The following is a 20951-nucleotide window of genomic DNA, read 5'->3' as shown; positions in this document are numbered from 1 at the left end:
GGTGTGGCGGAAAGCCCGACCCTGTCGGGAATGCCACACCGGAGGAGCCATGCCGCTTTATTCGTACCGCTGTTCCGGCTGCGGCCAGGAGTTCGAGACCCTGGTGCGCGGCGACGAGGTCCCCGCCTGTCCCGGCTGCGGCGCCACCACCCTGGAGCGCCTGGTGTCGGTCACCGCCGCCGAGGGCAGGAGCGGTCAGGTGATCGGCGCCGCCCGCCGCCTCGCCGCGCGCGAGGGGCACATGAGCAACTTTTCCAAGGCGGAACGAAAACGGCGGTAGCCCGTTATGCACGGGATGAGGGTAGATAAAATTAGAAGTGCTGCATCTTCTCAACCGCAGGTCCTTCCGTTACCATGGAATTATGACGGATGGATACATCGCCCGCATCGCCACCAGCACCCGTGTCGTCCCGGCCGGCGTCGTCGCCGTGGGGCTGGCCGCCGTCGCCCTGGTGTGGCTGTCCTTCGCCGGCGAGACCACCCGCGAGCGCGAGCGAATCCGCCAGGACGCGCTGGTCCGCCTGGACAACGCCGCCCGCACCATGGAAAGCCACATCGGCCGTACGCTGGCCGGGGTCAACGGTACCGCCTTGTTCCTGCGCCACGTCTGGGTGCACGACCGCGACCGCTTCGCCGAGGCGGTTGACTCGGTCCAGCGCGACGGCATTCCGGGGCCGTCGGTCGCCGTCACCGTCATGGATGCCGAGGGCTGGGCGCGCTTCAGCACGCTGGCCCCGGTGGAGCCGCCGGTCAATTTTGCCGACCGCCCCCATGTCCGTTTCCACATGGAGGGCGATGACGACATCCTGTATGTCAGCGTGCCGGTCATGGGGCGCTTCGCCAAGCGGACGATGATACAGATGACCCGCCGGATCGAGGCGCCCCATGGCGGCTACGGCGGCACCGTGGTGCTTGCCATTTCGCCTGCCGAACTGGTCCGCGACGTCCCCCATATCGGGCTGGGGCCGAACGGCGCGGTGGCGGTGGCGGGGCTGGACCGGGTGGTGCGGGCCCGCGCGCCCGAGGAGCAGGGTGGCCAGACGGTGGTGGGGCGGACCCTTCCCGCCGACCGTCCCTTCTTCACCCAGGAGGTCGGCACCTTCGAGGCCGTGGGCTCGGTCGATGGCCAGACCCGGCTGTTCGCCTACCGCCGCATTCCCCATTATCCGCTGGTGGTCGTCGCCTCGGAGACCGTGGCCGACCTGCATGCCGCCACCGACCGGGTGATCCGGCCGCGGCTGGTCCACCTGTCGATCATGTCCGCGGCCATCCTGGTCTTCGCGCTCACCGTGGCGGCGCTGACGGCCATCCTGGCCCGCCTGCACCGGCAATTGCACGACGTTCGGCGGCGCAGCGACCTCATCCTGGAGGCGGTGGGCGAGGGCATCTGCGGCGTCGATGTCGCCGGCAAGGTGGTCTTCGCCAACCAGGCGGCACGGCGCATGCTGGGATGGGGCGATGGCGAGGGGGTGGGGCTGGACCTGCATGAGCTGAGCCATCACCACCATGGCGATGGGCGCGAGTATCCCGAGGCCGAATGCCCGATCCGCCTGACCGCCACCGACGGCACCGCTCGCAGCATCGGCGGCGAGGTCTACTGGCGCCGGGACGGCGGTTCGTTCCCGGTGGAATACACCTGCACCCCCATCGTCGAGCACGGCGAGGTGATCGGGGTGGTCAACGTCTTCCGCGACGTCACCGACCAGCAGCACTCGGCCGAGGCGGTGCGGGCGGCCATGGAGGACCTGTCGCGCTCCAATGCCGAACTGGCGGAATTCGCCTATGTTGCCAGCCACGATCTGCGCGAGCCGCTGCGCATGATCAGCAGCTACCTGGCGCTGATCGCCAAGCGGCTGGGCGGTAACGCCGATCCCGATCTGGCGGAGTTCCTGGGTTTCGCCGTCGATGGCGCCAAGCGCATGGACGCCTTGATCATCGACCTGCTGGACTATTCCCGCATCGGCCGCGGCGATGCGCCGCATCAGCCGGTGGCGCTCGAGATGGCGCTGGCCGAGGCGCTGCGCGACCTCGACGTCGCCATCGCCGATGCCGGGGCGACGGTCGCGGTGCCCGCCGACGATCCGGTGGTGGCGGGCAACCCCAACGAGCTGCGCCGGCTGTTCCAGAACCTGATCGGCAACGCCGTCAAGTACCGCCATCCCGACCGGCCGCCCCGCATCCGGGTCGAGTGGCGGCGCCAGGCCCGCGCCTGGCTGGTCGTCGTCACCGATAACGGCATCGGCATTCCCGCCGACCAGCGCGAGCGCGTCTTCGGAATCTTCCAACGCCTGGCCGGCCGCACCACCTGCGAGGGCACCGGCATCGGCCTGGCCGTCTGCCGCAAGGTGGTCGAACGCCACGGCGGCCGCATCTGGATCGAGGATGCCGAGGGCGGCGGCTGCCGCTTCTGCTTCACCCTGCCGGCGGAGTGACTCTCACCCCCTCCCCCCTTGTGGGGGAGGGGGTGAGAGTCACTCCCTCCCCCCTTGTGGGGGAGGGTTGGGGTGGGGGGGAACCGCGTCGGCGGTGGAGTGTGTGACTCCACCCCGCCCCCAACCCCTCCCCCACAAGGGGAGGGGAGCAAAAGAGGAAAGACCCCTCCCCATCGAGGGGAGGGGAGCAGACCCGCTACACCGCGTTGGCCTTGGCGATCTCGGCCAGCATGCGGTAGCTGTCCTTGGGCGTGCGCACCAGGGTGTCGTAATCGACGCGGACGATGCCGAAGCGCTTGGACAGGCCGAACGACCATTCGAAATTGTCGAGCAGGCTCCAGGCCAGGTAGCCCTTGATGTTGGCGCCGTCGGTCAGCGCCCGGTGGACCTGCTCGATGTGCTCCTTGATGAAGCGGGCGCGCTCGGAATCGTGGATCTGGCCGTCGGGCGACACCACGTCGTCGTAGGCGGCGCCGTTCTCGGCGATGTAGACCGCCGGATTGCCGTAGAGGTGCTTGAACTCCATCAGCAGGTCGTAGAGCCCGTCCGGCTGCACCGGCCAGCCCATCACCGTGTAGCGCTCGGCCTTGGGGTCGCCCCACCACACGTCGAACATGTGGTCGGGGTCGTGCTTCATGGTGCAGCGGGAATAGTAGTTGATGCCCAGCATGTCGATGGGGAACTTCACCGCCTCCATGTCGCCGGCCTTGACGATGGGCGCCATCTTCTCGGCCAGCACGTCGGGCACCGCGCCCCGCAGCAACCCGTCGACGGTGACCCGGTTCCACACCGCGTCCCAGCGGATGGCGGCGGCGCGGTCGGCTTCGGACTCGGTGTCGGGGCGGCAGGGCTGGATATTGGTGACGGTGCCCAGGCGCACGTCCGAATGCTCGGCCCGGATGGCGCGCAGCGCGGCGCCCTGGGCCAGGTTCTGGTGGTGCAGCGCCTTCAGGACGCCCATCTCGCCCAGGTTGAGGCCCGGCGCCTGGTCGGTGAGGCCGTAGCCGAAGATGGCGACCACGTTGGGCTCGTTCAGCATCACCCAGTCCTTGACCCGGTCGCCCAGGCGCCTGGTGACGATGCGGGCGTATTCGGCGAAGGGGCCGGCCATGTCGCGGCTCTGCCATCCGCCCTTGTCCATCAGCGCCTGGGGCAGGTCCCAGTGGTACAGGCAGGCGAAGGGGCGGATGCCGGCCTTCAGGATCTCGTCGACCAGGCGGTCGTAGAAGTCCAGGCCCTTGGGGTTCACCGCGCCCTCGCCGGTCGGCAGGATGCGCGGCCAGGCGATGGAGAAGCGGTAGGCGTTGAAGTTGGCCGCCTTCAGCAGCGCCACGTCCTCCGGGTAGCGGTGGTAGTGGTCGCAGGCCACCTTGGCGCTGGTGCCGTCCATGATGCGGCCCTGCTCGGTGTAGGTATCCCACACGTCCTTGCCGCGGCCGTCCTCGTTGTAGGCGCCCTCGATCTGGTAGGCGGCGGTCGAGGCCCCCCACAGGAAGTCCTTGGGGAAGGTGCGCTTGGGCGCGGCGGATGCGGGGGTGGGAACGGCCATGGCGGCGACTCCGGCTAGGAACAGGCGGCGGGACAGATCCAATGCCATCAGCTTACACCCCTGGGGGAAGAGGTCAAACGGTGGGCCGCTGGTGGAAGCCGTGGCCGGGATGCTCGGCCCAGGGCTCGGCGCTGACCCGCTTCACGTCGGCTGCCGGCGGACCGGCGCGGCAGGCCTGGACCATGCGATCGACCCGTTCGGCGGGGCCGGAGAACACTGCCTCGACGCGGCCGTCGGACAGGTTGCGGACCCAGCCGTCCAGCCCGTGGGCATTGGCGGCCTCCACCGTCCAGCCGCGAAACCACACGCCCTGCACGCGGCCTTCGACAATCACCCGCATCGTCTTCCTGGGCTCCATGGCGGCACCTCCTTTTCTCCGACTATAGGATGGTTGGCGCCATTTCCGTAATCGACTGCATCAATGAAACTATACCAAAATATCTATTGGACCGATGATGTTGCCGGGGCTATGACTGGATCCACCTGCAATCAAGGGGATCAGGAGACACGCGATGAGCAGCATCGACATCGGCATCGACGACGCCACCCGGGGCAAGATCGGGGAGGGGCTGTCGCGCCTGCTGGCCGACACCTACACGCTGTACCTCAAGACCCACAACTTCCACTGGAACGTGACCGGGCCGATGTTCAACACGCTGCATCTCATGTTCGAGCAGCAGTACACCGAGCTGGCCCTGGCGGTGGACCTGATCGCCGAACGCATCCGCGCCCTGGGCTTTCCGGCCCCCGGCAGCTACAAGCAGTTCGCCGATCTGACCGTGCTGTCCGAGGCCGAAGGCGTGCCGTCGGCCGAGGAGATGATCGCCCAGCTGGTCAAGGACCAGGAGGCGGTGGTGCGCACCGCCCGCTCCATCTTCCCGATGGTGGACGAAGCCCACGACGAGCCCACCGCCGACCTGCTGACCCAGCGCATGCAGGTGCACGAGAAGACCGCGTGGATGCTGCGCTCGCTGCTGGGGTAGGATCGCCCCCTCGCCCGCCTGCGGGACCTTTGCGAAATTGCCTTTTTGGGCTCCCTCCCCCCTTGTGGGGGAGGGCTGGGGTGGGGGGTGCGCGCGTCAGCGCGCTACATGAAGTGTTTGATGACGTTAAATATTTTTCCGCGCTCGCCGCGCGTAAGCCCCCCTACCCGGCGGCTGCGCCGCCACCCTCCCCCACCAGTGGGGAGGGTTTCGCAAAGGTCCTGCCTGCGGGCGAGGGGGCAGGGTCAGCGCTAACGCGGATACTGGCGCGAGCGGCGTAGCTTGACGATCACTTCGACGCCGTCGATTTCCATGCCGGGCGGCGCCTCGGGCAGGCACACCACCTGCGGCTGCGCACCCGGGATGTCTTCCAGGCGGCCGGTGGCCTCGTCATAGAAATGGTGATGCTCGGCGGCGTTGGTGCAGTAATAGCTGCGGTCGCCGAAGCCGACCCGGCGCAGCAGGCCGACTTCCGAGAAATGGTTGAGGGTGTTGTAGACCGTGGCCAGCGACAGGTGAACGCCGCCATCGGCCAGTTCGCGGTGGAAGGCCTCGGGCGTCAGGTGGCGGGTGGCGCCGGTCCGGATCGCTTCCATGATGGCCAGCCGCGGGCGGGTCGGGCGCACGCCGGCTTCCACCAATTGCTCGGCGGCACAGGCACCTCCGGAAGGATCACGGTTCATGGGCATCACCTTGGAACAGTTCTATACTAGAGTATAGTGGTTCGGTCGCCGAAGCAACCATAACCGTGCCCGCCCGGATCTCATTAGCGCACCTTGGCGATGTACTCGTCGACCCGCTGGCTCAGGGACTTGACCACCTGGGACAGGGATTCCGCGCTCCAGATGACGCGGATGGTGCCGCCGCAGGCCTGGGAGGACACCTGCGAGACCACCGCCACGGCGGCCGAGACCTCGCGGGCCTTGCCGGCGACCTCCTCGATGTTGGTCGAGATGTCCCGGGTGGCGGCCTCCTGTTCCTGCACCGCCGAGGCGATGGCGGCGGCGATCTCGTCCATCCGGCGGATGGTGCCGACCACGTCGTCGATGGCGGCCACCGCGTCGCGGGTGGCGGCCTGGATCTCCCCGACCTGGTTGGTGATGTCGGCGGTCGCCCGCGCCGTCTGGTTGGCCAGGGTCTTGACCTCGTGCGCCACCACCGCGAAGCCCTTGCCGGCCTCGCCCGCCCGCGCCGCCTCGATGGTGGCGTTGAGCGCCAGCAGGTTGGTCTGGCTGGCGATCTGGCTGATCAGCTGGACCACGGCGCCGATGCGCTGGACCGCGTCGGCCAGGCCGTTGACCCGCTCGGAAGTGGCGGCGATGGTGCCCACCGCGCCGTGGGCGACGCTGCTGGACAGGGTCACCTGCTGGGCGATCTCGTTGATGGCCGACGCCAACTGGCGGGTGACGTCGGACACCGCGTTGGCGCGTTCGGTGGTGGCCTCGGCGGCGTCGCCGACGTCGATGGAGCGGGCGCCGGCGCGTTCCGACCGCTGGGCCATCTGGTCGGCGGTGCGGGCGATGCCCTCGGTGGAGCGGGCGACCTGGCCGACCAGGGCGCGCACCGCCTGTTCGAACTCGGTGGTCTCGCGGTCGCGCGCCTCCATGTCGCCCATCACCTTGTTGATGAGGCGGGCGAAGGTGAGGAAGTCGCCGCGCAATCCCTCCTCGGGGATGATGCGGAAGTATTCCTTGCGCCCGGCCCGGGCCATGGCGGCGCCGGTGTCCTTGGCGAACTCCTCGGACAGATCGAGGATGCGGTTGACCCCGTTGAGCAGGCGGGAGAGGTCGCTGCCATCGGCCGGAATGCGCAGGATGCGGACGTTGAGGTCGCCGGCCGAGGCCGCCATCACCGTGTCGGCAGCGAGCCTGACCATCCCCTCGCAGCCGCCGATACCCGGGCGCAGCAGCACCGCCGCGGCGACGGCGGCGCCCATGGTGCCGGCCACCAGCAAGGCGATGCCGATGCCGTCGGGATGACGCAGGCCGAGGATGACGGCGGCGACGGCAGCCAACGCGAGACCGGCGAGGGCGGCGATGCGGGCCGCGGACGACGAAGGTGTCGGCATGGCGGCCTCCTAGCGGCAGATGGCGAAGATGAGCTGGTCGTAGCTGGCGAAGCCCAGCTCGCCGACCTTGGCCAGCAGGGCGGCATAGGAGCGCTCCACTCCGACCTTGCGGTCGGGCGCCGCCTGCTCCATGGCCAGCAGCTCGGCATAGAGCGGCTTGACCGTCTCCACCGCCGAATCCTTGGGCACCCGGCGATTGGAATGGTAGCCGACGATGCCGCCATCGGGACCGAAATTGGGGGTGACGTGGGCGAACACCCAATACTCGTCGCCGTTCTTGGCCCGGTTCACCACATAGGCGAAGATCTCGTCGCCCTTCTCGATGGTGTCCCACAGCAGGCGGAAGACGCAGCGCGGCATGGCGGGATGGCGCAGGATGCTGTGGGGCGCGCCCAGCAGCTCGTCCTCGCTATAGCCGCTCAAGGCGATGAAGACGTCGTTGGCGTAGGTGATCTTGCCGGTGCGGTCGGTCTTCGAGACGATGATTTCGTCGCGGGCGAACGTCCTGACCCTGCCGGACAGGAAAAGATCGGCGGCCATGGAACCCCCTCCCGGTGCGGTCAGTGGAGGATTTCGAAGATCTGGGCGGACTCGGTCAGCTCCAGCAGGCGGGCGACGCGGTCCCTGGGATGCGCCAGGATGAGCTTGGCGCCCATGGCGGCCACCTCCTCGTTGGCGATGTAGAGAAGGCCCAGCCCGACCGAATCCACGGCGGCCAGATCGGACAGGTCGAACACCACCCGCTGCGGCCGCTTCTCGACGATCTCGGCCAGCAGGTCGCGGAACTCGATATTGGCGGAAAAGTTGATCTGGCCGGTGAACGCGACGGTCAGCGTCGCGCCATCCTCCGACATGCGATGAGTCATTGCCCAGCCCTCCCGTGCACCGCGGCGCGGACCCGCAAGTTCAAGGCTCATACCATACGAAAGCCGTGCGCCAATGGCTACAGGGGACATGCCTCGTGCGCACAGAGGCATCGGGCGGCGCCCCTCATCCGCGCCCGGTCTCCCAGTCCAGCCCGGCGGCGCGGGCGGCGGCGGCGCGGAAGACGGCGGAGCGGCACAGGCGGTCGGTGCGGTCCATCACCGCCCGCCACATGGCCCAGGCAATGGTCGGCAGCATCAGGGTCAGGCCCAGGCGCCGCAGCACCTCGACGGCGCCGTCGCGGTGGCCGGCCAGCAGGATCAGGTCGGTGCAGGCGTAGCGCGACGCGAAGTCGCCGTCGCAGCCCTTGACGCGCTCCTGCACCTGGGGCGAGCGGTGATTGCCCAGCTGATCGGCGTTGAGGTCGCGCATCAGCGCCGGCCCCACCACGGCGATCCACGCGCAGCACACCAACGCCAGCACCTTGCCGAGCAAGTGCAGGCGGCGGGACAGCAGGGACAGCGGATGGATGCGGGCTTCGCTCATGGCGAGTCGGCCTTCTGGCTGACCAACGGAGGTTCTCTTCCGTTGCCGATTATGCGCCTTTCGGGGCGGCTTCCGCAACTACTCGCGCGCGGCGATCATGCGGTAGCGGCGCTCGTCGTTCACCGCCGCCTCGACGGCGGCGGGCGGCAGCACCAGGCAGCGTTCCTCGCCGCCCTCGGCCCTGAGGCCCAGGCAGAGGGGCACCGCCTTGTCCTGGGCCAGACCGGCGACCAGGCCGCGATAGCGCAGCCCGCCGTCGAACGGGCGCAACAGCACCACCGGCGTGCCGCCCAGGCGCGACCCCAGCTTGCGGCGGGCGGCGGCCAGGTCGCGGGCCACCTGGGCGCGGTCCCGCCCGAACGCCAGCTCGAGCGCCCAGCCCGGCGGCACCCGGGGGGTGGCCGCGGTCTCGCCGGGGACGGCGCCGCTGCAGACAGCGGCGGCCAGGTCCGGCACCGGTCCGTCCTGGGGACCCAACTCGGCCAGCATTAGGCCCTCTGACGACGTCGCGGCGAAGGCGCGGTCGAGCAGGCGGGCGGCCAGCGCCAGGCGGGACTCCTTGCTGGCACTGCCCATCACCACCGCCACGGCGCGGCGCTGGCCGCGGCTGGCGGCGGCGGCAAGGTTGTAGCCGGCATGGCAGGTGAAGCCGGTCTTCAGCCCCTCGGCACCGGGATAGGCGGCCAGGAAGCCGTTGACGGTGGGCAGCCGGGCCTTGCCCCAGGCCACCTCGCGCGTCGCGAACAGCGGCCAGGCGGCAGGGAAGTCGCGCTTCAGCGCCAGCGCCAGCACCGCCATGTCGCGCGCGGTGCTGAGGTGGCCGGGAGCGGTCAGGCCGCTGGCATTGGCGAAGCGGGTGGCGGTCATGCCCAGGCGCGCCGCCTCGGCGGTCATGCGCCCGGCGAAGGCGTCCTCGCTGCCGGCCAGGTGCTCGGCCACCGCCACCGCCGCGTCGTTGGCCGAGCGCACCACCACCGCCCGCAGCGCCTGCTCGAGCCCGATGGCGGTGCCGGCCTTCAGCCCCAGGGTGGAGCCCGGCTGCGTCGCCGCCCGCTCGGAGACGCGGATGGTGTCGGCCCGCGCCGCCCTGCCGGCGGCGATGTCCTTGAACGCCAGGTAGACGGTCATCAGCTTGGTCAGTGACGCCGGATGCCGCGGCTGGCCGGCGCGCTCCTGTGCCAGCACCCGGCCGCTGGCGGCATCGACCACGATGGTGGCCGGGGGCGGCGGGTCGGCCCGGGCGGGATCGGCAAGGGCGGCCAGGCAGGCCAGCAGGAGAGGAAGGCGAAGGACGGGGGCGCGCATGCGCCGATGAGAGCATCAACCGCCACGGCGGGCAAGCCCCGGCCGGAGCGGGCCTACCTCTCAGGTGCAGGCGGCGGCGACCGGCGGGGGAGCCCATATACCTCGTGGGGACGATTTTCGGGCAACGGAGGATGGGGCCGATGGATGTAGCGGGCCGGACGGTGCTGGTGGTCGAGGATGATCCCATGGTGCTGCTGGGGCTGCAGATGGTGCTGGAAGCGTGGGGCGTCGCGGTGCTGCCCGCCGAGGATCTGGATCAGGCGGTGGCCAGTGCCGCCGCCACGCCGCCAGACGTGGTGCTGTCGGATCTGCGCCTGCGCGCCGGCATCACCGGCTTCGACGTGGTCGAGGCGGTGCGCGGCCGCAATGGCGCCACCCTGCCGGCCATCATCCTGACCGGCGAGACCGGCGAGGCCGAGCTGTCCGAGGGCCGGCGCCGCCGGCTGACCTTTCTGCACAAGCCGGTCCACACCGACCGCCTGCGCGAGGCCATCGCCGCCGCCCTGGAGTCTAATACCGCCCGGCCGATGAAATGACCTGTTCGGTCATTTCATGCCGAGACGGTGACGCTCAGGCGGCGCGCGGCCTTGCCGGTCGGCCAAGGCGCCTTCGGCGATTCGCATCATCTGCCGACCGGCGTCAGCCCATCCGGTAGCCCATGCGCAGGCCGCCCCAGTGGCGGCCTCCGACGGTGATGGGGGCCGAGACGTCCTTCATCATCACGAACTTGCCGCCGCCCATGTCGCGGCGATAGGTCTGCAGCAGGAACGGCTCGGTGTTGCGGCCGGCACGCAGGCCGGTGCGGTCGTTGAAGATCCGCCGGTTGCGGCAATTGGCGTTGTTCCACACCGCGTCCGGACCCTGCGCCTGCGAGAACTTGAGATTGTGGGTGGGCAGGTAGCCGTTGCGATCGACCGCGGCGCAGAAGGCGATCCGCTCGTCGAATTCCAGCGCCGGTTCCTGGATTTCCGGCAGCAATGTGTCGGTCAGGCGCACGAAACGGGTCATGTGCTGGATCGGGTTGCTGCCCTCGATGGGGCGGTAATCCTCGTCGAACAAATCGTCCATGGAGATGCGCCCGGCGCTCACCGCCTCGTTGAACAGGCCCGAGATCCGGGTGGCGCCGACCTGGACGAACTCGATGAACGGGGTGTCGCCGGTGCGGTAGCCGGAATCGGCGATGAAGCCGATCAGTTCCTCGGAGTTCTGCAGCAGCGACGAGATGCGCTCGTCGGCACGGCGCAGCGACTCGCTGGTGCGGGAGATGCCCTCGAAGAACTTGTCGATTTCGGTGATGACCTCGCCGCACTGCTCCAGCGACACGCCGGCCGCCTGGGCGATGTCGGACACCCGGGATTCGACGGTGCCGATGGCCTGGCCGAACACCGAGACCGCGTCGTTGATCACCGCCACGCCGGCATTGACCGAATCGGCCATCTTCAGGGTGTCGGTCGAGGACGAGATGAGGTCGGTCACCGAGCCCGACAGCTTGCCCACGGTGTCGTCGATGCCCGAGGTGACGTCGGCGGTCTGGCGGGCCAGGGTCTTGACCTCGGTGGCGACCACCGCGAAGCCCTTGCCGGATTCGCCGGCGCGCGCCGCCTCGATGGTGGCGTTCAGCGCCAGCAGGTTGGTCTGGCGCGCGATCTTCTGGATGTCGCGCGACATGGTGCTGACCTCGCCCAGCGCGCTTTCCAGTTCCTCCAGCCGCTCCTCGATGCCCTGGACGGCGCCCACCAGCCGGTTGATGTCGGCCAGCGCGCCGCCGATGGTGCCCAGCGAATCGGTGGACTGGCGGCCGGCCTGCTCGGTGACCTCGCGGGTCTCGCGGCCGGCGCCGTCGATGCGGCGGATGGCGTCGGCCATGCAGTGGGCGATGCCCTTCAACTGGCCGAACAAATCCTCCTGGTGCTGCACGAACTTGGCGAGGCCATCCATGGTCCCGGCGATGTCGGCCACCTCGAGGCTGAGGCTTTCGATCTTCTCCAGGACTTCCGAAGCGAAATGGTCAGCCTTGCCCCCGGCCGGCTGAACCTGCACGCCGCTAACGACCATACCGCGATCTCCCAGAGGCACCGTTATTCTTGACCCCAGCGGCGCGGTCTCCGCGCTCACGATGTTGAATCCAGTAAAACAAACGCACACCCCATCGGTCAATCATCGCCGACGGCCTGACCGCAAGGAGTAATCACAAAATAATTGTGTGTTAGATGCCGCGGCCCGAATATCGCACCCGCAGCAAATCGAGCCGCTCGCGCAACACCGCGCGCACCTGTTCGACGTCGCAGCCCATCAGGGCGGCGTCCTCCAGGATGTCGCGGGCGACGGTCTCGAATTCCTCCAGGTTCTGCTCCAGCACCTTGAGCTTCTCGGCGCAGGCGACGGTGCCTCCGGCGGGGGTGCGCCAGATACGGGCGGGCGAGGGGGGCATGGCGGCTCGGATCTGGTGGATGGGCGGCGGCAGTGTGACCGCGCCGCCGGCCCCCTGTCGAGCCATCATCCGGGTTGGGCTTCCGCCGCGCGGACCCAGGCGCGCAGCCATTCCGCCACGCTCCAGGCCTGGGCGATGCAGCCGCGCGGGGTATGGGGCGGGTCGGCGTCGAAGACCTCGCCCAGGGTGCCGACGGCGAAGCGGTCCAACTCCGGCAGCATGGCCGACAGCACCGCCCGCGCGCCCTCGGCATCGTCGGGATAAGCGCGCAGCCAGGCATCGATGAAGGGGCCGATCAGCCAGGCCCACACCGTGCCCTGGTGATAGGCGCCGTCGCGGCCCCACTGGTCGCCGACATAGCGGGGCTTGTAGTCGGGATGGCCGGGGGCGAGGGAGCGCAGGCCCACCGGGGTGAGCAGGCGGTCGCGCACCGCCGCCGCCACCGCCGGCCAATGGGCGGGCTCCAGCACCGGGTTGGGAAGCGAGAGCGCGAACAGCTGGTTGGGCCGCAAGGTGGCGTCGTCCCCCCCCTCGCCGTCCACCACGTCGTAGAGATGGCCCAGCGCCGGCGCCCAGAAGCGGCGGTTGAAGGAGTCGCGGACCCGGGCGGCATCGGCGCCGGCGCGGGCGGCCCCGGCGGCATCGCCGGCCGCCTCCAGCCACTCGGCCATCAGGGCCAGGGCATTGTACCACAGGGCGTTGATCTCCACCGCCTTGCCCCGCCGCGGGGTGACCACCCAGTCTCCCACCTTGGCGTCCATCCAGGTCAGCTGCAGGCCGTCGGCGCCCTGGCGAAGCAGGCCGTCGGCCGGGTCCACGGCGATGCCGAAGCGGGTGCCGCGGCGGTGGTGCTCGATGATGTCGGACAGCACCGGCAGCAGTTCGGTCAGCAGGGCGCGGTCGCCGGTCAGGGCGACGCAGCGGCCGACCGCGTGGAAGAACCACAACGTCGCGTCGGCGGTGTTGTAGAGGCCCTGCTCGGCGCCGTCGGGGAACATGTTGGGGATCAGGCCGTCGCGCACGTGGCCGGCGAAACTGCGCAGGATCGGCGCGGCCTCGTCGGCGCGGCCGGTCAGCAGGGTCAGCCCCTCCAGGCTGATCATGGTGTCGCGGCCCCAGTCGGTGAACCAGTGATAGCCGGCGATGATCGAACGGGCAGCGTCGCCGTCGTGGTCGGGGCGGTGGCGGGGGGTGACGACGAAGGCATCGGCGGCCAGCACCAGTTCGGCGGCTGCGCCGTCATGCAAAGCGGGGTGAGCCCGGGCCACCAGGGCGCGGCGGCGGGCCCGCTCGGCGGCGAAGGTGGCGGCGGTGGATGACGAGGAATCCTCGGCCGAGGCCACCAGCGCGGCGGCGCCGCCGGCGAACCGGACCGACAGGGTGCCGGGGCTCCACAGCGGCCCGCGCGCCGGGTCGCCGCCGTCGTCCTCGTTGGCGTAGTACCATTCGCGGCGGTCGCCCGCGCCCAGGTCCAGCGACGGCGCCTCGCCTTCCAGCGCGAGGCGCAGCGGCGGCATGGCGCCCAGGGCGATCTCGACCCGCCCGCCCTCGGCCGCCACCCTGGGCGGACCGGGCAGGGGGGCGTCCACCGGGGTGCCGTGGGGACGCGGCTGCAGCCACGGACGCAGCTCGATCCCGGCATCGCCGTCGCCGCCGGCCAGGATCTGCCACAGCAGATGGGTCTCGTTGCGGCGCCAGGGCATGGCCAGGCGGCGCTCGACGACCACGCCGCCGCCCTCGAACCGCCATACCGGCAGCCCATCCTCCAGGCGGAATTCGGCCAGCTTCAGCACCTCGCCGCCCAGCGCCAGGCGGTGCCCGCCGGGTGCCAGCACGGTTTCCTCGAGGTGGTTGAACAGCATGGTGCGGCCCAGGGGCGGCGGCAGCGCCGCCACCAGCCAGCCGTGATAGCGGCGGATCGGGCCGCCGGCGACCAGGCCGGTGGCGTAGCCGCCCAGGCCGTTGGCGACGATCCACTCGGTCGGGCCGGGCCACTCGGTCGAGCCCGGATCGGTCGGGTGAAGGCGGCGGATCAGGTCCGGCATGGCGGTCCTTCCGGTGACGAGGCGTGCTGCGATTCAGAATAGGCGCCGGCGCCGCACCCGTCCACCGGGCTCGGGAAGGCAGGGCTCAGGAGGGCCGGGTGCCCGCCAGGACCTCGGCACTGTCGCCAGCCCTGCGGTGGCCGGGCGGCAGCCCGATCAGGCGCTCGGGGCTGGGCGGCCGGTGCTCAGGGTTGCCGCCCACATAGCCGGTGGCTGAGCGCCGCCGCAGCAGGGCGCGCGCCACCAGCCACCCCGCTCCCACCGCCGCCAGTCCAATCGCCGCATCCGCAACCCGCATGACGTCCTCCCGTCTCCGCGCTGCAAGCGAAACACCGCGGGCGCGGGCCGGGTTCCGCCACTCCCGCGGTTCCGCTATGCTGGTGCCGGCACAGGAGGCCTTTTCATCATGAGCGGTTGGGGCTGCCCCCACGACATCAACGGAACCTGCACCAAGGTGGCGGGGCGGCCCTGCGACCCCGGCATGAAGGGGTGCATCCTGGCCGGGCGCTTCCGCTTCTCCAACGAGGACAAGAACCGCCCGCCCAAGGCGGTGGCCCCCTCGAGCCCCGAACCAGACCACGAATAGTTTCCCGGCGCCCGCGCCGGCGGCATGATCGCCGGCATCGAAAGCCTATGGCCGTCATCGGATGCAACGGTTTCACCGCTCGCCCGTTGGCTTCTCCAGTTGGCAACTTCGACAGGGAGCTCCCCAATGGCTAACGGGACAACCTCGACCGGTACCGATGCTGGCACCACCGGCAACGGCACCACGGGCGGCGCCACGGCGACCGCGGGCGACAATCTGACCGTGATCACCGCCGCTGATGGCGACGTCACGGTCACCGGCCAATCCTCCGACGACCTGCTGATCGGCTCGCCCGAGACCTCCATCCTGGTCGGCGGCGACGGCAACGACATCCTGATCGCCCCTGACGTCCTGCCGGCCGGCGGCGGCGCAACCGACACCGATACCGGGACCGATACCGGAACCGATACCGGAACCGATACCGGGACCGATACCGATACCGATACCGGGACCGACACGGGCACCACCGATACCGGCGGCACGGCTGACGGAACCGGCGGGGCAACCGGCGGTGACACCACCGATGGCACCGGTGGCACGGCCGGCGACACCACCGATACCGGTACCACCGACGACACCGGTACCACCGACGACACCGGTACCACCGACGACACCGGTACCACCGATACCGGAACCACCGACGACACCGGCACCGCCGACGACACCGGCACCACCGACGACACAGCCACCACCGATACCGGCGCCGACACCGGCACCACCGATACCGGCACCACCGACGACACCGGCACCGGCACCACCGGTGCGGGCGGATCGGCCACCACGGCTGTTTCCGGCTATCAGCTCGATGGCGGCGGCGGCAACGACGTCCTGGTCGGCAGCACCTTCGATGATGTGCTGCAGGGCGGCGAGGGCAACGACGTGCTCTCCGGCGGGGCAGGCAACGACGTCCTCAACGGCGGCGCCGGGGCCGATCTGTTCATCTATGACGGCGGCAACGACGTCATCCAGGACTTCAGCTTCGCCGACGGCGACCGCCTGCTGATCGCCACCGGCCAGGACGTCTCGACCGTGCTGTCCACCCTGGGCGGCGGCACCGATACGGGGACTGACACCGGGACCGATACCGGGACCGATACCGGGACCGATACCGGCACCGATACGGGCACCGATACGGGCACCGACACCGGCACCGATACCGGCACCGACACCGGGACCGATACCGGCACCGACACCGGCACCGATACGGGCACCGATACCGGGACCGATACCGGGACCGATACCGGGACCGATACCGGGACCGATACCGGCACCGATACCGGCACCGATACGGGCACCGACACCGGCACCGATACCGGCACCGACACCGGGACCGATACGGGGACCGATACCGGGACCGACACCGGGACCGATACCGGCACCGACACCGGCACCGATACGGGCACCGATACCGGGACCGATACCGGCACCGATACCGGGACCGACACCGGCACCGACACCGATACGGGGACCGACACCGGGACCGATACGGGTACCGACACCGGGACCGATACGGGCACCGATACCGGGACCGATACCGGCACCGATACCGGGACCGACACCGGGACCGATACCGGTGGCGCCACGCCGGTGGTGCTCACCCTGGACGGCGGCACGCTCACGCTGGAGAACGTCCAGCAGGGCGACGTCACCGCCGACTGGTTCCTCAGCTAAGGAACTTCGCGGCCGTCCGTGCTTCGGCACGGTCGGCCGCTATCCTTTTCAAGCGGTGGGGCCGTCCGTGCTTCGGCGTGGACGGCCGCCCCCTTCCCAAGCGGTGAGGCAAGCCCATGGCCGGCGACGACGGCATCCTGGCGGGCGCCCGGCGGACATTCGCCGCGGTCGCCGTCTTCAGCCTGTTCGGCAACCTGTTGATCCTGGCGGTACCGCTCTACACCCTGCAGATCTACGACCGCGTCCTGTCCAGCCGCTCGGGCGAGACCCTGGCTCTGCTGGCGGTGATCGCGGCCGGGGCGCTGGCGGTTCACGCCGTGCTCGAGGCGGTGCGGTCGCGGCTGATGGTGCATGCCGGGCTGTGGCTCGACCGCGCCTGGGCGCCGGCGCTGCTGGTGCGTGGCGTGCGCCGTGGCGCCACCGGCGAGTCGGCGGCGGGGGCGTCGCTGCTGCGCGACCTTGCGGTGGTGCGCGGGGTGCTGACCGGCGCCGCCGTTTTCCACCTGTTCGATTCGCCCTGGGTGCCGGTCTATGTGGCGGTGATGTTCCTGCTGCATCCGGCCCTGGGCTGGCTGACCACGGGCGGGGCGTTGGTGCTGTTCGGCCTGGCCATCGCCAGCGAGTACGCCACCCGCACGCCGTTGCGGGCCGCCGGCCTGCGGGTCCAGCAGGCGCAGGCGCGCGCCGACGATTGCGTGCGCCGCGCCGAGGTGATCGAGGCCATGGGCATGCTGGGCGGCATCATCGCCGACTGGCGTACCGAGGCGGCGCGCACCGAGGCGCTGACCGGCCGGGGCCTGCAGCGGGCGGCGCTGCTGACGGCGTTGGCCCGCTTCGGGCGCTTCTTCATCCAGATCGCCGTGCTCACCCTGGGGGCGTGGCTGGCCATCAACGACCAGCTGTCGGCCGGCGCCATCGTCGCCGGCTCCATCATCCTGGCCCGCGCCCTGGCGCCGGTGGAAAGCCTGGTGGGCAGCTGGCGCAGCGTCATCGCCGCCCGTGCCGCCCTGGCCCGCATCGCCGCCGAGCTGCAGCGTCCGGCGCCGCGGCGGGCGACCACCCGGCTGCCGGTACCCGGCGGACGACTGACCCTGGACCGGGTGACGGTCGAGGTGCCGGGGCGTGAACGGCCGGTGCTGGCCGGCATCGACCTCGCCTTGGCGCCGGGCGAATCGCTGGGGGTGATCGGCGCCTCGGCGGCAGGCAAGACGACGCTGGCACGGGTGGTGCTGGGCATCCTCGCCCCCAACCGTGGCTGCGCCCGCCTCGACGGCGCCGACCTCGCCACCTGGGACCGCGACGACCTGGGCCGCCACATCGGCTATCTGCCGCAGGACGTCGAGCTGTTCCCCGGCTCGGTGAAGCGCAACATCGCCCGCATGGGCAAGCCCGACGATGCCCTGGTGGTGGCGGCGGCGCAGGCGGCCGGCGTGCACGAGATGGTGCTGCGCCTGCCGCTCGGCTACGACACCGAGATCGGCGAGGCGGTGCGCAACCTGTCGGGCGGGCAGCGCCAGCGCATCGCCATCGCCCGGGCGTTCTACGGCTCGCCGCGCCTGCTGGTGCTGGACGAGCCCAATTCGAACCTGGATTCCGAGGGCGAGAACGCGCTGATCCGGGCGCTGCTGCGGGCGCGCGGGCAGGGGGTGACGACCCTGGTGATCGCCCACCGCGCCCGCGTGCTGATGACCGTCGATCGCCTGCTGCTGCTGAAGGAGGGGCGGATGGAGATGCTGGGGCCGCGCGAGGAGGTGATGGCCCGGGTGCTGCCGCAGCCGGGCGCACCCGCCGCCGGCCGCCTCGCCACCGCACAGGGAGCCGGGGCATGACCGCGCTGCTGCCGGCCCGCGAGGCGGTTCCCCCCGAGGCCGTCCCAGAGGTCGCCGGCAGCGAGCCGGTGGGCGGCGGCCTGGCGTTGCGCATCGGCTTCGCCACCCTGGTGGTGGCCTTCGCCGGGTTCGGCCTGTGGGCGGCGACGGCGCCGCTCGACGAGGCGGCGGTGGCCCCCGGCGAGGTCAAGGTCGATACCTACCGCAAGACCGTGCAGCACCGCGAGGGCGGCATCGTGCGCGCCATCCTGGTCAGGGACGGCGACAAGGTGGCGGCCAGCCAGCCGCTGGTCCTGCTGGAAGACGTCGCCGTCCGCGCCCGCCGCGGCCAGCTGCTGTCGCAGTACTGGGACGGCCTGGGCACCCGCGCCCGCCTGGTGGCCGAACGCGACGGCACCGGGGCGGTGGACTTCGCCAGTGCCCTGCCGCCCGTCCAATCGCCCCGCATCGACGAAATCCGTCGGGTCCAGGCCAATCTGTTCCGCGCCCGCCGCACCACCCTGGACGGCCAGATCGCGGTGCTGCGCAAGCGGCTGGTCCTTTATGACCGCGAGGCCGACGCGCTGGAGGCCGAGCGCCGGTCCAAGGACCGCCAGCTCAGCCTGGTCGAGGAGGAAATCGGCTCGGTCGGCGGCCTGGTGGCGCGCGGCCTGGAACGGCGCCCGCGCCTGCTCGCCCTGAAGCGCGAGGCCGAGAAGCTGCGCGGCGAGCGCGACGACTACACCGCGCGCATCGCCCGCCTGCGCCAGGCCCAGGCCGGCACCGAGCTGGAGATCTCCAACATCGACTACAAGCACCTCAACGAGGTGGCGGGCGAACTGCGCGAGGTCGAAGCCCAGATCCGCGACGTCGAGCAGCAGCTGGCGGCGGTGGACGACGCCCTGGCCCGCACCGTCCTGCGGGCTCCCCGTGCCGGCGTGGTGGTGGGGCTGAAGGTGCACACGGTGGGCGGCGTGCTGCAGCCGGGCGAGGCGGTGATGGACATCGTGCCGAAGGACGAAGCGCTGATCGTCGAGGCCCGCATCGCCCCCGAGGACATCGACCGGGTGCATGCCGGCCGGCCGGCCCAGGTGCGGCTGCGCACCTTCCTGCGCGGGCTGACGCCGCCCGCCGCCGGCACCGTGACGGGGGTCTCGGCCGACCTGCTGCACGACGAGCGGGACGGCGCCCCCTATTACCTCGCCCGCATCGGCCTCGATCCCGTATCGCTGAAAGGCCTGCCCGGCCCGCTCACCCCGGGCATGCAGGCCGACGTGCTGGTGGTCACCGGCGAACGCACCGCCCTGGAATATCTGCTGGCACCCCTGACCCGCGCCATGGCGGTGGGGTTGACCGAGAAATGAGATCGCCCGAACGTCCAGGTGGAGCGGGCCGCTGGTTAATGTTCTGTGATTTCGGTCGGGGTGGGGCAGACATCCGATGGGTCTGCGCGGTATGGTCCGCCTAAGCTTCGGTCGGCGAAGGGGGGCCTTGGGGGCTCCGGTCCGGAATGGGAGGATGCCATGGAACACATGCGGCGCCATTGCGACGGGTGCGAGATCCGGCAGCATTGCCCGGTCCCCAGGGATGTCGCAATGATGGAACGGGTCATGCACCGCCAGGACCAGGGCGGGGTGTCGTCGCCGTTCAATGCCCGCCTGCACTATTACGTCGATAATCCCCAGTGCTTGGTCGCCCTGGGCAAGGCGCCGCCTACCCGCGAGTGGTGAGGGGGGGGAATCCCAGTCCTCCGCCGTCATTCCCGCGCAGGCGCGACGGAAGCCGCACCTGTTGTCCGGCCGATGACTTACATTCGCCTCGCCCCACTCAGCATTCGGCGAAATGTACGCGCTTCCCGGCTACAGGGTCGTTTCGCAACTGGTGGATTGCCCGTGATCATCAAGGTGATGGCGGTGGATTATCCCACCGCCAGCCAGTTGGCGCGTCTTCGCTACGAGTTCGAGCTGTTGCGGTCCCTTGACCACCCGGCGGTGATCAGGGTGCTCGACCTGGTCAGGACCGGACACACCCTGGCCATGGTGATGGAGGATTTCGGCGGCGTGACGCTGTACGAGGTCATGGCCGAGGGCATGCCGGGCATGGAGGCCAAGCTCCGCCTCGCCCGACCGCCTGATCGGCATGGCGCTGCTGCGGGACACCGCCGAGGACGACCTGGACAACCACCTCTTCGCCATCGCCTATGGGCCGGCGCTGGACTATGCCAGGGCCGCGCTGGCCTACAGCCGGGCGCTGGCCGAGGCGCGCAGCGTCGAGGAACGGATGGTGGTGTTCGAGGCCATGGTCCATTTCCATGCCAATTGCGGCGATTTCCGCGCCGCCTACGACACCGGCCGCAAGGCGGCGGCCGAGCTGTGGGGCGCCTGCCCGCCGGCTTCGCGCCGCCGCCGCCCTGGCCTTGATCGACGCGGCGGACCAGGCGCTCTACCGCGCCAAGCATCAGGGCAGGAACCGCTTCGAGCTGGGTTCGGTGGTCTCGGGACGGCCTGACACCTCGGCGACCGTGACGGCTTGACCGTTAGGAGCTGTGAATCCCTAAGAGGGCACACCTCCTAGAGCCGGTGTCTGAATCGCACTCTAATTTATTGATTTAGAGGCGGATTCAACCTGATAGCATCCGGCTCTAATCGGAAGGCGGCAGAGAA

The 20951-nt window shown here is 70.3% G+C and carries 23 protein-coding genes; 10 read left to right on the top strand and 13 right to left on the bottom strand.

The window, feature by feature from the left end; all coding sequences use genetic code 11:
• The first annotated feature begins 49 nt into the window (after positions 1-49).
• Both MTBUT4_RS07620 and MTBUT4_RS07615 read left to right on the top strand, forming a co-directional pair.
• Positions 50-280 (top strand): zinc ribbon domain-containing protein, encoded by a 231-nt coding sequence (locus tag MTBUT4_RS07620; RefSeq protein ID WP_173979074.1) that lies wholly within the window; start codon positions 50-52, stop codon positions 278-280.
• Between the two features lie 82 nt (positions 281-362).
• Positions 363-2432, top strand: a complete 2070-nt coding sequence (locus MTBUT4_RS07615; RefSeq protein ID WP_173979073.1) for an ATP-binding protein — start codon at positions 363-365, stop codon at positions 2430-2432.
• Between the two features lie 196 nt (positions 2433-2628).
• Here the strand turns inward: MTBUT4_RS07615 and MTBUT4_RS07610 are convergent, their stop codons facing one another.
• Both MTBUT4_RS07610 and MTBUT4_RS07605 read right to left on the bottom strand, forming a co-directional pair.
• Positions 2629-3981, bottom strand: coding sequence for a GH1 family beta-glucosidase (locus MTBUT4_RS07610; RefSeq protein ID WP_173979081.1), 1353 nt, complete (start codon positions 3979-3981; stop codon positions 2629-2631).
• A 73-nt stretch (positions 3982-4054) separates the two neighbouring features.
• Positions 4055-4339, bottom strand: a complete 285-nt coding sequence (locus MTBUT4_RS07605; RefSeq protein WP_173979072.1) for an acylphosphatase — start codon at positions 4337-4339, stop codon at positions 4055-4057.
• 154 nt (positions 4340-4493) lie between these two features.
• On the opposite strand from MTBUT4_RS07605, the gene MTBUT4_RS07600 reads away from it, so the two are divergent.
• A complete protein-coding gene (locus MTBUT4_RS07600) occupies positions 4494-4964 on the top strand; it encodes a Dps family protein (RefSeq protein ID WP_173979071.1) in 471 nt (156 codons plus the stop codon).
• A gap of 251 nt (positions 4965-5215) precedes the next feature.
• Here the strand turns inward: MTBUT4_RS07600 and MTBUT4_RS07595 are convergent, their stop codons facing one another.
• From MTBUT4_RS07595 to MTBUT4_RS07570, 6 genes are all read right to left on the bottom strand, one after another.
• The gene (locus MTBUT4_RS07595) at positions 5216-5647 is read right to left on the bottom strand and encodes a Fur family transcriptional regulator (RefSeq protein WP_173979070.1); all 432 of its coding nucleotides are present in this window, start codon (positions 5645-5647) and stop codon (positions 5216-5218) included.
• 83 nt (positions 5648-5730) lie between these two features.
• Positions 5731-7032: a methyl-accepting chemotaxis protein gene (locus MTBUT4_RS19790; RefSeq protein WP_173979069.1), complete on the bottom strand. Its 1302-nt coding sequence runs from the start codon at positions 7030-7032 to the stop codon at positions 5731-5733.
• A gap of 9 nt (positions 7033-7041) precedes the next feature.
• Positions 7042-7572: a PAS domain-containing protein gene (locus MTBUT4_RS07585; protein ID WP_173979068.1), complete on the bottom strand. Its 531-nt coding sequence runs from the start codon at positions 7570-7572 to the stop codon at positions 7042-7044.
• A 20-nt stretch (positions 7573-7592) separates the two neighbouring features.
• Positions 7593-7898, bottom strand: coding sequence for an STAS domain-containing protein (locus tag MTBUT4_RS07580; RefSeq protein WP_173979067.1), 306 nt, complete (start codon positions 7896-7898; stop codon positions 7593-7595).
• Positions 7899-8022: 124 nt separating this feature from the next.
• Positions 8023-8442 (bottom strand): hypothetical protein, encoded by a 420-nt coding sequence (locus tag MTBUT4_RS07575; protein WP_173979066.1) that lies wholly within the window; start codon positions 8440-8442, stop codon positions 8023-8025.
• 78 nt (positions 8443-8520) lie between these two features.
• The gene (locus MTBUT4_RS07570; RefSeq protein WP_173979065.1) at positions 8521-9747 is read right to left on the bottom strand and encodes a D-alanyl-D-alanine carboxypeptidase family protein; all 1227 of its coding nucleotides are present in this window, start codon (positions 9745-9747) and stop codon (positions 8521-8523) included.
• A gap of 140 nt (positions 9748-9887) precedes the next feature.
• Here MTBUT4_RS07570 and MTBUT4_RS07565 point away from each other — a divergent pair, with 140 nt between their 5' ends.
• The gene (locus MTBUT4_RS07565) at positions 9888-10283 is read left to right on the top strand and encodes a response regulator (RefSeq protein ID WP_173979064.1); all 396 of its coding nucleotides are present in this window, start codon (positions 9888-9890) and stop codon (positions 10281-10283) included.
• Between the two features lie 103 nt (positions 10284-10386).
• Here the strand turns inward: MTBUT4_RS07565 and MTBUT4_RS07560 are convergent, their stop codons facing one another.
• The 4 genes from MTBUT4_RS07560 to MTBUT4_RS07545 form a co-directional block, all read right to left on the bottom strand.
• A complete protein-coding gene (locus MTBUT4_RS07560) occupies positions 10387-11802 on the bottom strand; it encodes a methyl-accepting chemotaxis protein (RefSeq protein WP_173979063.1) in 1416 nt (471 codons plus the stop codon).
• A gap of 151 nt (positions 11803-11953) precedes the next feature.
• Positions 11954-12247, bottom strand: coding sequence for a hypothetical protein (locus tag MTBUT4_RS07555; protein ID WP_254434779.1), 294 nt, complete (start codon positions 12245-12247; stop codon positions 11954-11956).
• A complete protein-coding gene (locus tag MTBUT4_RS07550; protein ID WP_173979062.1) occupies positions 12244-14223 on the bottom strand; it encodes an amylo-alpha-1,6-glucosidase in 1980 nt (659 codons plus the stop codon). Before MTBUT4_RS07550 ends, MTBUT4_RS07555 begins: the two co-directional genes overlap by 4 nt.
• A gap of 85 nt (positions 14224-14308) precedes the next feature.
• The gene (locus MTBUT4_RS07545) at positions 14309-14521 is read right to left on the bottom strand and encodes a hypothetical protein (RefSeq protein ID WP_173979061.1); all 213 of its coding nucleotides are present in this window, start codon (positions 14519-14521) and stop codon (positions 14309-14311) included.
• A gap of 108 nt (positions 14522-14629) precedes the next feature.
• Here MTBUT4_RS07545 and MTBUT4_RS07540 point away from each other — a divergent pair, with 108 nt between their 5' ends.
• From MTBUT4_RS07540 to MTBUT4_RS19690, 5 genes are all read left to right on the top strand, one after another.
• Complete coding sequence (locus tag MTBUT4_RS07540) at positions 14630-14809, top strand: hypothetical protein (protein ID WP_173979060.1); 180 nt, start codon at positions 14630-14632, stop codon at positions 14807-14809.
• A gap of 126 nt (positions 14810-14935) precedes the next feature.
• Entirely contained in the window at positions 14936-16480 is a 1545-nt protein-coding gene (locus MTBUT4_RS19260) for a hypothetical protein (protein ID WP_217424128.1), read from the top strand.
• A gap of 116 nt (positions 16481-16596) precedes the next feature.
• Positions 16597-18309: a type I secretion system permease/ATPase gene (locus tag MTBUT4_RS07530; RefSeq protein WP_173979059.1), complete on the top strand. Its 1713-nt coding sequence runs from the start codon at positions 16597-16599 to the stop codon at positions 18307-18309.
• The gene (locus tag MTBUT4_RS07525; protein ID WP_173979058.1) at positions 18306-19652 is read left to right on the top strand and encodes an HlyD family type I secretion periplasmic adaptor subunit; all 1347 of its coding nucleotides are present in this window, start codon (positions 18306-18308) and stop codon (positions 19650-19652) included. The genes MTBUT4_RS07530 and MTBUT4_RS07525 overlap by 4 nt, the downstream gene beginning before the upstream one ends.
• Positions 19653-19886: 234 nt before the next feature.
• Positions 19887-20018 carry a hypothetical protein gene (locus MTBUT4_RS19690; protein WP_256367230.1) on the top strand — a complete coding sequence of 44 codons (132 nt, stop codon included), beginning with the start codon at positions 19887-19889 and terminating at the stop codon, positions 20016-20018.
• Between the two features lie 221 nt (positions 20019-20239).
• Here MTBUT4_RS19690 and MTBUT4_RS07520 read toward each other — a convergent pair whose 3' ends face one another.
• Positions 20240-20389: a hypothetical protein gene (locus MTBUT4_RS07520; protein ID WP_173979057.1), complete on the bottom strand. Its 150-nt coding sequence runs from the start codon at positions 20387-20389 to the stop codon at positions 20240-20242.
• 38 nt (positions 20390-20427) lie between these two features.
• Between MTBUT4_RS07520 and MTBUT4_RS07515 the strand changes: the two genes are divergently transcribed.
• Positions 20428-20796, top strand: coding sequence for a hypothetical protein (locus tag MTBUT4_RS07515; protein WP_173979056.1), 369 nt, complete (start codon positions 20428-20430; stop codon positions 20794-20796).
• The last annotated feature ends 155 nt before the right edge of the window (positions 20797-20951 follow it).

The organism is Magnetospirillum sp. UT-4, assembly GCF_902729435.1.
Classification (GTDB): Bacteria; Pseudomonadota; Alphaproteobacteria; order Rhodospirillales; family Magnetospirillaceae; genus Magnetospirillum.
Note: the sequence above shows the minus strand (reverse complement) of the source record. Positions and strands in the feature narration are given on the sequence as shown.

Coding starts and splice junctions, on each gene's coding strand:
- MTBUT4_RS07620 (WP_173979074.1), top strand. CDS start 50: ATGCCGCTTTATTCGTACCGCTGTTCCGGCTGCGGCCAGGAGTTCGAG.
- MTBUT4_RS07615 (WP_173979073.1), top strand. CDS start 363: ATGACGGATGGATACATCGCCCGCATCGCCACCAGCACCCGTGTCGTC.
- MTBUT4_RS07610 (WP_173979081.1), bottom strand. CDS start 3,981: ATGGCCGTTCCCACCCCCGCATCCGCCGCGCCCAAGCGCACCTTCCCC.
- MTBUT4_RS07605 (WP_173979072.1), bottom strand. CDS start 4,339: ATGGAGCCCAGGAAGACGATGCGGGTGATTGTCGAAGGCCGCGTGCAG.
- MTBUT4_RS07600 (WP_173979071.1), top strand. CDS start 4,494: ATGAGCAGCATCGACATCGGCATCGACGACGCCACCCGGGGCAAGATC.
- MTBUT4_RS07595 (WP_173979070.1), bottom strand. CDS start 5,647: ATGAACCGTGATCCTTCCGGAGGTGCCTGTGCCGCCGAGCAATTGGTG.
- MTBUT4_RS19790 (WP_173979069.1), bottom strand. CDS start 7,032: ATGCCGACACCTTCGTCGTCCGCGGCCCGCATCGCCGCCCTCGCCGGT.
- MTBUT4_RS07585 (WP_173979068.1), bottom strand. CDS start 7,572: ATGGCCGCCGATCTTTTCCTGTCCGGCAGGGTCAGGACGTTCGCCCGC.
- MTBUT4_RS07580 (WP_173979067.1), bottom strand. CDS start 7,898: ATGACTCATCGCATGTCGGAGGATGGCGCGACGCTGACCGTCGCGTTC.
- MTBUT4_RS07575 (WP_173979066.1), bottom strand. CDS start 8,442: ATGAGCGAAGCCCGCATCCATCCGCTGTCCCTGCTGTCCCGCCGCCTG.
- MTBUT4_RS07570 (WP_173979065.1), bottom strand. CDS start 9,747: ATGCGCGCCCCCGTCCTTCGCCTTCCTCTCCTGCTGGCCTGCCTGGCC.
- MTBUT4_RS07565 (WP_173979064.1), top strand. CDS start 9,888: ATGGATGTAGCGGGCCGGACGGTGCTGGTGGTCGAGGATGATCCCATG.
- MTBUT4_RS07560 (WP_173979063.1), bottom strand. CDS start 11,802: ATGGTCGTTAGCGGCGTGCAGGTTCAGCCGGCCGGGGGCAAGGCTGAC.
- MTBUT4_RS07555 (WP_254434779.1), bottom strand. CDS start 12,247: ATGATGGCTCGACAGGGGGCCGGCGGCGCGGTCACACTGCCGCCGCCC.
- MTBUT4_RS07550 (WP_173979062.1), bottom strand. CDS start 14,223: ATGCCGGACCTGATCCGCCGCCTTCACCCGACCGATCCGGGCTCGACC.
- MTBUT4_RS07545 (WP_173979061.1), bottom strand. CDS start 14,521: ATGCGGGTTGCGGATGCGGCGATTGGACTGGCGGCGGTGGGAGCGGGG.
- MTBUT4_RS07540 (WP_173979060.1), top strand. CDS start 14,630: ATGAGCGGTTGGGGCTGCCCCCACGACATCAACGGAACCTGCACCAAG.
- MTBUT4_RS19260 (WP_217424128.1), top strand. CDS start 14,936: ATGGCTAACGGGACAACCTCGACCGGTACCGATGCTGGCACCACCGGC.
- MTBUT4_RS07530 (WP_173979059.1), top strand. CDS start 16,597: ATGGCCGGCGACGACGGCATCCTGGCGGGCGCCCGGCGGACATTCGCC.
- MTBUT4_RS07525 (WP_173979058.1), top strand. CDS start 18,306: ATGACCGCGCTGCTGCCGGCCCGCGAGGCGGTTCCCCCCGAGGCCGTC.
- MTBUT4_RS19690 (WP_256367230.1), top strand. CDS start 19,887: ATGGAACGGGTCATGCACCGCCAGGACCAGGGCGGGGTGTCGTCGCCG.
- MTBUT4_RS07520 (WP_173979057.1), bottom strand. CDS start 20,389: ATGCCCGGCATGCCCTCGGCCATGACCTCGTACAGCGTCACGCCGCCG.
- MTBUT4_RS07515 (WP_173979056.1), top strand. CDS start 20,428: ATGGCGCTGCTGCGGGACACCGCCGAGGACGACCTGGACAACCACCTC.